Raw genomic sequence first — 11976 nt, 5'->3', positions numbered from 1 at the left:
GATTGACCGTTATGACGTAATACGAGGCAAACAGCCCGTAGATCAGCAAAATATCCCTAAGCAGTGGAATCCCCCCTAACCGCCGCCAGTTGACGGACCGGGCGCGTTTCGGAAGCTCCGAAATACCGGTCGTACAGCAGTTTCATTTTGTTGAAATCGACCATTTGGTCAAGTCTTTGTTGTTCACGGTGCTGCCGCATCGTCTTTTCGATTTGCTGCATGGCCGTCTCGCGTTCGTCGCCGGAGCCGTGCTTGGCGATTTGACACAGCACCTCAAAGCCGGTTTCGCCTAAGCTTGCCAGGCTTTCGGCGCTGTTTTGACGCACCTGCCAGTTGGCGTCCTTCAGTGCGCTGCGCAAGAGCGGGATGCTGCCGGCCGCTTGCAGCGAGCCCAGCGATTTGGCGACGGCGGCGCGGACTCCCGCGCTTTTGTCCGCCATCAGCTCGCGGATCGTTTCGTCCTTCAGCTCCGGACTGCCTTTTAAATACAGCTTCACCGCTTCCGTGCGGACGTCTTCCTCGGCCGCCCCGACGAGCCGCCCCAGCGCCGGCGCCGCTTCGGGAACCGCTTGTCCCCACATGGCCACCAAAGCGACTTTGACCAGATCCTTGCTTTGCTCCTCCAGCAGCTCGGGGAGCAGCCGGCTTAGATCGAGCCGTGTCTCCATCACGATATCGGCCGCCAGATGGTGGATCGGCTTGCCGTGGCGGAGCAAATGCCGCAGCATGTCCTTCAGCTGCTCAGGCTGCTCCGCCGACTTCGCGATCGAGCGGGCGATGACGATGCTGAGCGGGCTGTACCGCTGGCTCTTCAGCATCTCAAGCAGCCGCGGCACCGCTTCGGCCGCCCGCATCCCGCCCAGGCGGTAGGCGGCGGCGATCCGGCGGCCGTAGAACAAGCTGTCCAGCAGCTTGATATCGTCGGCGACGAACCCCGCTTCATAACATAGTGCGATCAGCTTAAGCTGCAGATCTCCCCTGAACTGCTCGATCCACTCGATCATCCGCTGCTGGATCACCCGCCGCTCCAGGCGCCCGAGCTTCCCGGGCGGCAGCCGCAGCGAGGCCGCGCCGCTTAAATGCGTCTGAATATAGGTGAAGTAATCTTGATGTTTTCGCAGATACATGTTCGTTTGGCGCGTAATCCGCAAATGCTTGATTTTCAAGTAAAACAATAGCGCAATACCAGCAACGATCAGTCCCAGGCACACGTAAATGAAATAGATAGCCAGGGTAAGATGCTGAGCCATAAATTCGATTTCCTCCTTTGGTTTGCTTCATCTGCCGGCCCATCGCCTAGCGCTCCGGCAAGCTTTTGTAAAATGCCTGCAGCGCATAATATCCGGATTTCAGGTGTTCGGTATATTTCACCGTTTCCCATGCGGGCCACACGTATTTCGGATAGCTCTCCAGTTGAAGCACCCCTTGCCGGCTTCCGGGCCCGGCGGTCCCTTTCCCCGTGCCGGAGCCTATAACCTGCCCGCTTGCACGGTCCACCACCCACGGCACGAAGGTGATCCCGCTCGTCTTCGCCGTGCCGAAGGTCCGGTCCTTTTTCAAAGGCCCGTAATCAACGACCTGCAGCGAGCTGGGATCGGCAAATCCGAGCAGCATCCAGGGGACGCGCAGCTCGATTTCTTTACCGCTGTATTGCCATGAAGTCAGCGAATTGAAATCCTCGCTGCCCCGGTTCGACGTGCCGCGGGTCAGCTTCCCGACCGTCATGTCCTGAAAAGGATGGGCCGTACGGGTGTCCGGCGGCGTCATCGTCAGGCTGACCGCCAGCTTCCAGGGCTGGAATTTCACTTTTTCCTGCGCGGTTCGATCCTCCAGCATCCAGTAGCCGTAGCGGCCGTACAGCCGCTGGTGGAAATCGTAGCTGGGCGCGGTCAGCACCTCGGTTTCATCGTCGTTGCCGATCATGATCAGCCCTTCAAGCCCATCGCTCAGCGTTTGGCCGGGAAGTTCGGCAACCGGCTGATCTCCGCCAGGCTGCGTATCCGTACCGAGCGCGATCTTGCGCTTCTTGGGATCAAACGGTTCGCTCAGCGTGAGCCCTACGTAAACGTAAGCCTCGTCATGCGTCACCCTAAGCCGGTCGATGCCGGGCGCGGGCCGGTCCCAGGACTGTACTTCCCCTTCCGGGAGCAGATCCCAATCGTCCAGCTTGCCGTCGATCGTAATCTCGTCCTCCTTGCCGGGACCCATCGATACGAGGCCGAACATTTTTTCGTTGGTCAGCACGTTCAGCCAAAAAGCGCGGCGGTCCTCCGGAATCTCAAACCGCATCGTGTTCCACGTTTTCTTGAACCATTCATCCTGCCACATGAACAGGATCGCCCCGGCGTATCCGGTATCGTAAATATCCTTCGTCAGCGAGACGTCGATCTCTCCCTGCTCCTGCTCGTTATGCCCTCCCTGGTTGCGGCCGCCGCGGCCGAGATGGGATACGCCGAGCGAGGAAGGCACGCCGTATTCCGTGACCATGACGGGAATGTCCTTGTAATAAGCCTTAAGCTCCTGTAAATAGGCCTTGTATGTGTTGTAATCGCCGTTCCCGTCCGGAATCGTCTCCAGCGTCTTGTCCAGATGGAAAAAGTCCGGATAATAGGGATACACGTGGTAGGCGGCAAAATATCCGGCCTCCCAGTCCAGCGGCTTGATGTGGGTGGCGTCGACGCTGGCCAAGTCCTCTTCGAACAGCGGTTCGCCGGGATGCTTCAGCACATCGGTCGTCACCCAGTTGGTAAACGTCATCGGATGCTCCCATCCGTAAGCGCGCTCCTGCCGGGCCGTGTCGTCGACCAGCTCGGCCAGCCAGCTTTCAAAGGGACTGGCTTCCTTCGTCGCCCCGAAATACTGCCCTTGGTACGGCTGAACATCGGCATGCTTGCGGTTGGTGTTGTCCACCATCTCCGGATCCCATTCGGTGCCGATATGCCAAGCCATCAAATAGGGGCCGGCGTTCGCGGTGTATTTGCCGCCCGACGTGCCGGGCTGAACCGGGGTGTTCAAATCCCCGTAGACGGCTTTGACCGCTTTTTCGATTTCTTTGTGAAAAGCTTCCTTGATCCCCGGAATATACGCGTCCTGCTGCTCGATCAGCTGCTCCTCCGGGGACCAGATCCCCTGAATGAAGTACAGCGGATCGCCCTCTTTGTCGCGGTTGTATTTCACGAGCGCCTTGTAGAACACCGGGTTGTGAACCGTATAAATGCGGATGACGTTGGCGCCCATGTCGTCGATTTGCTTGAACCAGCGCAAATAATCCTCTTCGGTAAGCGGAAATTCTCCGGGAAAATGGCCGGGGACCGTCGCTCCCAAATTCACGCCTTTGACGAACATCTTCCGCCACTGGCCATCGCCTTCGTAGGCCATAAATTGATCCTTGGAGGTACGGAATGTAAGCTCCGCCCCATCCGCAGCCTTAAAGCTGTTAATAGGCGGCGGCAATTGCTGGAGCACCAGATAGATTCCGCCGGCGATCAGGACCGCCCCCAGCGCCAGCCATACCGCCAGCCTTTTTCTCATTAGTCTTGTCATCGGATTTTGGGTTCTCACCTCGCTGTTTTTATGGTGCCGGCCCTCTCATTCGGATTTGATCCGACAATAACTTTTGGATGCGGCCTTTTCTATGCAGGTGACGAACAGTATGGCCTTCCACACCTCCATGTCTCAAAGTACTTCTATCATTAACCAAGTTGACCTATCATGTAACTAGGCTGATGGAAGTATTTTACTTTATAGGCCCGTCTGGGCCCGTATTCCGGGGTGCGGTTGGCCCCCTCCATTTTCCCTGCCGGACGATTCCGTCAATAATAGACGCGCAAAAAATTGCTAAGTTTCGCTGGAATTTTACACCATTTTCCATAATGGTTACAAAATTGATACCAAAGTCATATTTAAAAATCGCGTAATCACGCGGTTTTTTGCGATTTCAGAAAGTTACAAACCACGTCAAAAAAAGCTTCCCTGGTCCCAGGCTAGGCCTAGCGCTTTTTCGTGTTTCCCGGAAGCGAAACTCCGTCATGTACGAAGTCCTTGGTTGGCGACTTATTTCCTAAAGGCGGGGCTTTTTCGGGGGGGATTTTCTGGACAAAACCTCAATAAATAAAACGCTTTCAATTGTTTTTTCGCATATTTTGGGGCAAGTTTTCAGCTTTAAGCGCCATTCAAATTAGTAATATTAAATAAAAATATGAATTTAATGGTAAATAAAGCGGCTTGATTGGATATTTTCAGCACATTAGAGTTTCTGCGCCATGATGACAATAATGGCGGTACAGCCTTTGGCCGCACACGCCATTCATTGCCCCGTTCATCAATGCTGCACGAAAATAAGAGGGTTATTTTTCATTTGCTATTCGGCCAACGATTTCTTTAATATATTTTTTCAACTGGACGCTGATTTCCGAACGCATAACATCGCGGGTCATCCCAAAACGATCCTCGTATCCTCGACACAGAAAACGGTGATAAACGACCACATCCGCATGTTCGTCACTGATGATCTTTATGTTGCGTTTGGTCAATTCACGCCTTAGATCATACATGTCTTTGCTTATTTTGTTTATGACCGCTTGGCCGGCTGCCAGATAAAGCTGTTTTAGAAGGTTAGGGCTGCGCTCAATGTCATCTACGCTCTTTTGCACCATCGTAAGCATGTAAGGCAGCAAGATATAGTCGCGGATCATACTGAGCTCCTCTGTTGTGGGCCGAGACGTCTTTTTGGGATCATTTCGGCTTTCATATTGCTCTTGATGCTCGGTGAGCAGCATCTTTGATTTCCACCGCTCATTACCGTCCAGTTTGCTCATTTGTAATGACCTCCTATCTGTTCCGCTCGTTCTCGTGCTACTCCGGCCGATAATAAAGAGGATGCCCGCATAATAGCGGCGCTGCCGAATCGATCTTTAATTTCATCAGTCGCTCTTTCCAAACCGTAAGCTTTCTCCCGGTCCTCGAATAACGTAAGCTGATAGACGCTATCGTCCACCAACTGAGTGAGCGAAATATGCAGGTGACTTACGGGCATACCATTCCAATATTTATGAAAAATTCCCAGCGCTGCCGCCGCTACTTCATGAGAAAGCGACGTAGGTTGCTGCAGTGTTACCTGCCGGCTAAACCCTGTAGACCGCTCTCCGTCAGTCTCCGCCGCACTCACTGTCACCACCTGGCCCATGTATCCGTGCCTCCGGCTGCGCCGGCAGACCTCTATGACCAGCTCCAAAAGGACAACCTCAATATCTTCAAGCTTTCGATAAAGGCTGCTTCGCAGTGCCTTGCCATGGCTAATCGATTTCAATTGGTTACGAATACTCGGCACGACCGGGCTAGGATCGATGCCCCTCGCCGTCTGCCAATAGTACTCCGCTTGAATATCGCTTTGCTTTCCCATCTCCCGGCGCATGCGCCGTTTGAATTCGGACAATTCCAACCGTGCTATGTCGCCAATCGTATTTAATCCCATTCTCATAAAGTGGCGGGACATCCTCGAAGCCACCATAAACATTTGGTGTACGGGCAGCGGCCACAACGTAGATTCAATATTGTCAAAGCCAAGTCTGAAGATCCCTTCAGGTCTTTTTTTCGCGAAATTATCCGTGGCCATCTTGGCTAATACTTTTGTTGGTCCGATTCCGCAGCGCGTCCAAACTCCCGTCGACAACAGCACGCGGGATTGGATTTGTTTTGCAATTTCTGCCGGAGGACCAAAACAGGCAGTTGAGCCGGTAACATCGAGAAATTGTTCGTCAATGCTGTAAGGTTCAACTTGATCGGTAAACGACTCGAAGATCTCGGTAATCAATAAGGATATGGTGATGTAGGTCTGCATTCTCGGCCGAATGACCTTTAAATCCGGGCATTTTGCCAGCGCCTCACCTACCCTTTCAGCCGTCGTCACCCCACGCGACTTGGCAACCGGGCAGGCTGCGAGAATGATGCCTGACCGGCGCGCAGGATCGCCTACGGCTACCGGTTTATCTTTTAGCTCCGGATGAGCAGCCTTTTCGATAGAAGCGTAGAATGATTGGCCGTCGACCAGAAAAATCGTCCGTTCAGGCATAAGGTTTCACGAGAACATCCCCTCTTTCGTCATGTCAATTCCCCAGATAGCTGTAGAGGCGCTGCCTGATTTCAGCTTTCACCATGCCCCGAAGCATGGAAAATTCGCAAGTGTCCCCCGGCACAAATAACGCGCCTCGATGCCCGGATCCGTCCGCCGCTCCTCGAACACCTTCATGCATTTTCCAACAAGAACGTTTGTTCTTATTATATTCATAATACGAACAAATATTCGTTCCATCAACAGGTTTATGCTGGATAATTTGGCAGACCGGCCGGCGCAAAAAAAAAGCCGCTCCCAAAAGCCTTTCAGGCATTTTGGAAGCAGCTTCGTTTCCCATTTTCGGGCTGCTCTAAGTTTGAGTTCAACAAGTCGGGTAAGACGACTTTTATTGGGCGGTTAAAATAAGCGGTCCATCCGCCGTAACCGCGATCGTGTGTTCAAACTGAGCCGACAGCTTGCCGTCGGCCGTGCGCGCCGTCCACCCGTCGTCATCGATCATAATGCGGAACGTGCCTTCATTGATCATCGGCTCCACCGTAAACACCATGCCTTCCTTGAGACGGATGCCCTTGCCGGCAACGCCGATATGCTCGTAGTTCGGCTCTTCATGCAGGCTCCGGCCGACACCGTGCCCCAGCAGATCGCGCACGACCGAAAACCCGCCTTCTTCCGCGTGCTTCTGGATCGCCGAAGTCACGTCGCCGAGACGGTTGCCGGGAAGCGCTTGAGCAATCCCGAGCTCCATGCATTCCTTCGTAACCTTCATCAGCTTCCCGGCTTCCGGGCTGATCTCGCCTACGGCGTAACACCAGCACGAATCGCCGAACCAGCCGTCGTATTCCACCACAATATCCAGCTTAAGCAGATCCCCGTCCTGCAGCGGGCGGTTCGAAGGAAAGCCGTGCGCCACCACGTCGTTGACCGAGGCACATGTTTCCGCGGGGAAGCCGTTATAACCTTTCGTAAACTGCTTGCCGCCCAATTTGACGATATGTCTAGCGACAAAATCATTGATTTCCTGCGTCGTGATGCCCGGCTGAATCAGCTTCGCCACCTCGCGGTGGCACTCGGCTACGATTTGGTTCGCGGGCTTCATTTCTTCAATTTCTCTCGGCGATTTCAAAATAATCATTTTTTTCACTCCTCAAATGGACGATCTGCACAATATGTTCCGCATCCTGGCGCAGCGTTCCCCGGCGAAGCGGGAGCGAGGCGCAGCCGGCCAGCGCGGCCAGCAGCATTTCCGCCCGCCGCATTAGCTCCTCCGGGATTTTTCGGCCAAAAGGCCACCGGCCAGGGACAACCCGGCCGCTGCCGGGCGGCTCGCCCGGTTCGCCCGCCCCGCCCGGTTCCATCCCAAGCGCGGCGGCAAACGGGAGCAGCACCTCCCGCCGAAAGCAGTCCGCCAGCGGTACCGCCCGGGCCTCGGGGAGAAGGCGAAAGCCGTCCCCGGCGAGCTTGTAGAGCAGGTACAAGCCATGATCATCCGCCCACTCCTCAATCAGACGGACAACCTGGGCGCTTAAACGCCCGCCATCCGGTTCCATAAGCCAGGCCCCGGCCCGCTCCATCGCCACCCACAGCACATCGTGCAGTAGATCCCCTTTGTTGCTGTAGTAATGATATACCGTCCCGTAGCCGAGTCCGGCCTGCGCGGCGACATCGCGAATTTCCAGAGCCATCCCTTTATCCAAAAAAACATCGGCCGCCGCTTTGCGGATTTGCACCAGGCGGCGCAGCCGGATCTCTTCATTTTGTTCTTTCGTCCGCGGGGTCATAACTAAACTCGCAGCCTCCTCTCATTGTTTAGATATCGTTCCCATTTTTGTTTTGACCTACTCTCATGTCAATATAAAACAATGGCAAGCAAATTGCAAGGGAGTCCGACCGGAGCACGGCAGAAAAAGAAGGCCCCGGTACCGGTACAAACCATTCCAGGGCCCTGGCATACGAATTCGCTGTCATTTCTGTCTATTTCACCTACCGATGAACGTTTCCGCGCCTACCGGAACATCCCCCACAGCCGAAGCAGGTGAAGCGTATTGCGCGGATCGATTTTTTGGTCGATGACGAACTGCACGATTTGTTCCTCCTGCGTGCCGCTCAGCCGTTCGCCAAGCACGGAGGCGGCCGTTCGGACGAGCCTGCGCACCTTGGGACGATCCTGCAAATCCGCCCGGGTAAGGCCGTCGACCATCTGCTTGATCCGATCCTTGATCGCCGGATTTTTCATTTTCAATTTTACCCGCTCCACAAGCTGCGGACTGATTCCATATTGATGATAACTGGGCACCGTTTGACTAGCACCTCCTGTCCCGTCAATTCCGGACTTCAACCCTAATATATGACGAATAGGCTGTACATAGTTCAGAAAAAGTAAACGGGGCCCAGCCGGCTGTTCAGCTTTGTTTAAGAAACGCCGTCGCTTCGTGGGTTTGTCCCAATCGGACGATCGTCTCCTCATATTGCGTTGAAGCGTACGCAAAAAACAAAATGTCGATCATCACGAGCTGGGCCAGCCGGGAGCCGGAAGCCCCGCTGCGCAGCGTCGCTTCCGGGGCCTGCGGCGTATACAGCATCAAATCGGCCAGCTCGGAAACTTTATGATTGCCGAAACGGGACAAGCCGATGGTGCGCACTCCGTACTTTTGGGCAACCCGGAACAATTGCAGCACTTCCTTGGTGTTGCCGCTGTACGAAACGCCCATAAACAAGGCGCCCGGCGGAGCGCTGGCCAGCGCCGCGGCAATCAGATGCTCGTCCTGAAGAGCAAACGCCTGCTTGCCGAGCCGCAGCCATTTTTGCGCCGCATCCGCCGCTACGATGGCCGAAGCTCCAACGCCGTACATATGGATGACGGGAGCTTTCCGGAAGCTCTCCACCACCTGTTCGATCAGCTGCGGCTGCAAGTGAAGCATCGTGTCTTGAATCGCTTGGACACTGTTGGAGACCGTTTTTTGAATAATGTTTTGAACCGTTTCGCCCTGCTCAATATCGTAATACCCGGGCTTTTGCGTTTTGGCGTTGTCCACGGACAGCCGTATTTTCAAATCGGGAAATCCGGTGAGGCCGAGCGAACGGCATAGCCGGGTAATTGCCGCCGCGCTGGTCCCCGCTTTATCGGCCAACGCATGGATGCTCAAACCGGAAACTTCCGCCGATTCGGCCAAAATATATTGCGCCGCCTTTCTTTCCGAATCGGGCAACTGCCCCAGCACCGCTTCCATTTGCGTAAGAATGCTTCCTGTCGTCACTTGTCCGCCCCTTTCGTTTTCCCGTCCGCGTTCTTTAACGCAAAAGAAACGCGGCGGCCCGGCAAAGATCCGCCAACGTTTCTTTCTGGTTGCTCCTATTATCTATTATGCTCCAGAAGCATCTGCTTTGTAAAACCGAAGAAATAAGTGAGCAGGAAACCGGCAATGTAAGAAAGGATCAGCCCGGCCAGATAACCGAGGATCGTCATGCCGATTCCCATCGGGCCTTGAATCAGCGGGATGAGCACCAGACCGGAAGGACCGATCGCCACCGAACCGACGAAATTTCCCGTCATCGCAAACAACCCGAGCAAGGCGCCGCCGAAACCGCCGCCGAGGCAGGCGGTTACAAACGGCCGGCCCAAGGGGAGGCTGACCCCGTAAATGAGCGGCTCGCCGATGCCGAGGAAACCGACCGGCAGCGCCCCTTTGATCATATTGCGCAGCCGCGCGTTAGCTTTCAGTTTGATGTAGATGGCGATCGCCGATCCGACCTGTCCCGCTCCCGCCATGGCCAGAATCGGCAGCAGCGCCGTATATCCGACCTGAGAAATGAGCTCGGCGTGAATCGGGATCAGCGCCTGATGCAGGCCGAACATAACAAGCGGCAGGAACAGCGACGCCAGAACAAATCCGGAAAGCGGTCCGCCGTGCGCCAACAGCCAGGTCGTTGCCTGCCCGATGCCCTGCGAGATGATGCCGCTGACCGGCATCAGGAAGAACACCGTGATCAGGCCGACGATAAGCAGTGAAATGGTCGGAGTGACGATGATATCGATCGCCGCGGGCATCCGTTTGCGGATCCATTTTTCCAGCAGCGAAATCAGCCCCGCCGCCAAAATCGCCCCGATAATCCCGCCCTGCCCCGCGTTCAGCTTGATTTCGCCGAAGAAGGGGTACGTATATGAAATATTCGCCACCGCCGGCGCGACGATAATCGCGGCCACCGCGCCGCCTAGCGCAGGCGTGCCGCCGAATTCTTTGGCCGCGTTAACCCCGGCAAAGATCGTCAGATACCCGAAGAACGCCGAGCCGATAACGCCTATAATCGGCTGCAGGGTAACGAGCCAGGCCGCGCCGTTGCCGGAGGTGATCAGGTTGTTCATCAAGCCGGCGATCCCGTTGATAATCCCCGCGCCGACCAGGGCCGGAATCAATGGAATAAAAATATTGCCGATTTTCCGCAAAAAGTTTTTGAACGGCGTGTTGTTTTTCTGCTTGAGCTCCGCCTTTATGTCGGCGCCTTCCCGCAGGGGGGCCGCCTTGCCGCCCGAAGGGGAACCCGCTTCGCCCCCTCCCCCGGCTTGCAGAAGTTTGCCGAACTCCTCCGCAACCTTATTGACCACGCCCGGTCCGAGGATAATTTGATAGGTCTCGTCGTCGACCACGCCGAGCACCCCGTCGATTTGTTTCAATCCGGCCTCGTCGATCCGGCCGTGGTCCACGACCGAAACGCGCAGCCGGGTCATGCAGTTCGTAAATTGCTCCACATTGCCGGAACCGCCGATGGATTCCAAAATACGTTCTGCCATGCCTGCAAATTTACTCATCGGTTAGCCCTCCTTACCTGTTGTTGGTATTATTCTGGTTTAGAAGCTTTTTTCACGGCCTTGCCGATAAACCCCCGGCTCTGCTCCAATTTTTCCAGCGCTTCCGCGTACGTGCATCCCGTCAGGATCATCAGGATGGCCGGCTTGGGCTTCCGTCCGGCTTCGCGCAAGGCGTCCTCGGCGGTTTGCGCATCGCAGGAAGTCGCCTCCATCACGATCCGTTTGGCCCGCTCGGCCAGCTTTTCGTTGGTCGGCTGCACGTCGACCATCAAATTGCCGTAAACCTTGCCCAAACCGATCATCGAAGCCGTCGACAGCATATTGCAAACCAGCTTCTGCGACGTTCCCGCCTTTAGCCGCGTCGACCCGGTCAACACTTCGGGACCGTTCTCAATCTCGATGGCGATATCGGCTTTTTCGCTGAGCGCCGCGTTCTTGTTGCAGCTGATGCCGATCGTCGCGGCGCCGGCCGCTTTCGCGTATTCCAGCCCGCCGAGCACATAAGGCGTCCGGCCGCTGGCGGCCAATCCGACGACCGCGTCATTTGCGGTGAGGTTAAGGTTCTCTAAATCGGCGCGCCCTAGCTCGGCCCGGTCTTCAGCCCCCTCCACCGCTTTGATAAAAGCGTTGCTTCCGCCGGCGATAAGCCCGACTACCTGATCCGGGGAAGTGCCGAACGTGGGCGGGCATTCCACCGCGTCAAGCAGCCCGATCCGCCCGCTCGTTCCGGCGCCCATATAGATCAGTCGGCCCCCGCGCCGCAGCGCATCCGTAATGGCCGCGACCGCCTTCGCGATCTGCGGAATCGCTTCCTTAACCGCCCCGGCCACCTTCGCATCCTCTTCGTTCATCACCGTCAGCAGCTCGATCACGCTCATTTCATCCAGGCGCATCGTGCGTTCGTTTCTTGTCTCGGTTGTCAGATTTTCCAGCATGTGAAACTCCCCTTTGATGTATAAGATTCAACCTGTGTAACCGTTTACGATTCAATTATAATTCATCTAATACAATATTTCAATAATATTATTGTTATGTGAAATAAAATTTCAAGACAAATATCATTTGCGCTAATCCCCTGCCAACCAGCCTGATTCCCTTA

At 55.4% G+C, this 11976-nt stretch carries 11 protein-coding genes; all 11 read right to left on the bottom strand.

Going from position 1 to position 11976, the window contains the following annotated elements:
* Window positions 1–56: 56 nt before the first annotated feature.
* The gene (locus tag DYE26_RS01590; protein ID WP_036621642.1) at window positions 57–1250 is read right to left on the bottom strand and encodes a HEAT repeat domain-containing protein; all 1194 of its coding nucleotides are present in this window, start codon (window positions 1248–1250) and stop codon (window positions 57–59) included.
* A 46-nt stretch (window positions 1251–1296) separates the two neighbouring features.
* Window positions 1297–3543: a glycoside hydrolase family 5 protein gene (locus DYE26_RS01585; RefSeq protein WP_036621640.1), complete on the bottom strand. Its 2247-nt coding sequence runs from the start codon at window positions 3541–3543 to the stop codon at window positions 1297–1299.
* An 803-nt stretch (window positions 3544–4346) separates the two neighbouring features.
* The gene (locus tag DYE26_RS01580) at window positions 4347–4817 is read right to left on the bottom strand and encodes a YhjD family protein (RefSeq protein ID WP_036621638.1); all 471 of its coding nucleotides are present in this window, start codon (window positions 4815–4817) and stop codon (window positions 4347–4349) included.
* Window positions 4814–6070, bottom strand: coding sequence for a DNA polymerase IV (locus DYE26_RS01575; protein WP_036621635.1), 1257 nt, complete (start codon window positions 6068–6070; stop codon window positions 4814–4816). The genes DYE26_RS01580 and DYE26_RS01575 overlap by 4 nt, the downstream gene beginning before the upstream one ends.
* Before the next feature lie 34 nt (window positions 6071–6104).
* Window positions 6105–6410: a hypothetical protein gene (locus tag DYE26_RS01570; protein WP_036621633.1), complete on the bottom strand. Its 306-nt coding sequence runs from the start codon at window positions 6408–6410 to the stop codon at window positions 6105–6107.
* Window positions 6411–6458: 48 nt separating this feature from the next.
* Complete coding sequence (gene map, locus DYE26_RS01565; protein ID WP_036621630.1) at window positions 6459–7205, bottom strand: type I methionyl aminopeptidase; 747 nt, start codon at window positions 7203–7205, stop codon at window positions 6459–6461.
* Window positions 7174–7851, bottom strand: a complete 678-nt coding sequence (locus tag DYE26_RS01560; RefSeq protein ID WP_051985376.1) for a helix-turn-helix domain-containing protein — start codon at window positions 7849–7851, stop codon at window positions 7174–7176. Before DYE26_RS01560 ends, map begins: the two co-directional genes overlap by 32 nt.
* A 224-nt stretch (window positions 7852–8075) precedes the next feature.
* Window positions 8076–8306, bottom strand: a complete 231-nt coding sequence (locus DYE26_RS01555) for a stage VI sporulation protein F (RefSeq protein WP_051985844.1) — start codon at window positions 8304–8306, stop codon at window positions 8076–8078.
* 166 nt (window positions 8307–8472) lie between these two features.
* Entirely contained in the window at window positions 8473–9327 is an 855-nt protein-coding gene (locus tag DYE26_RS01550; RefSeq protein ID WP_082207731.1) for a MurR/RpiR family transcriptional regulator, read from the bottom strand.
* A gap of 98 nt (window positions 9328–9425) precedes the next feature.
* Window positions 9426–10877: a PTS transporter subunit EIIC gene (locus tag DYE26_RS01545; protein WP_036621624.1), complete on the bottom strand. Its 1452-nt coding sequence runs from the start codon at window positions 10875–10877 to the stop codon at window positions 9426–9428.
* A 29-nt stretch (window positions 10878–10906) separates the two neighbouring features.
* Window positions 10907–11812, bottom strand: a complete 906-nt coding sequence (gene murQ / locus DYE26_RS01540) for an N-acetylmuramic acid 6-phosphate etherase (RefSeq protein ID WP_036621622.1) — start codon at window positions 11810–11812, stop codon at window positions 10907–10909.
* Window positions 11813–11976 lie beyond the last annotated feature (164 nt).

The sequence above is a fragment of the Paenibacillus macerans genome (assembly GCF_900454495.1).
In the GTDB taxonomy this organism is placed as follows: Bacteria; Bacillota; Bacilli; order Paenibacillales; family Paenibacillaceae; genus Fontibacillus; species Fontibacillus macerans.
This window is presented reverse-complemented; position numbering and strand designations above follow the sequence as displayed.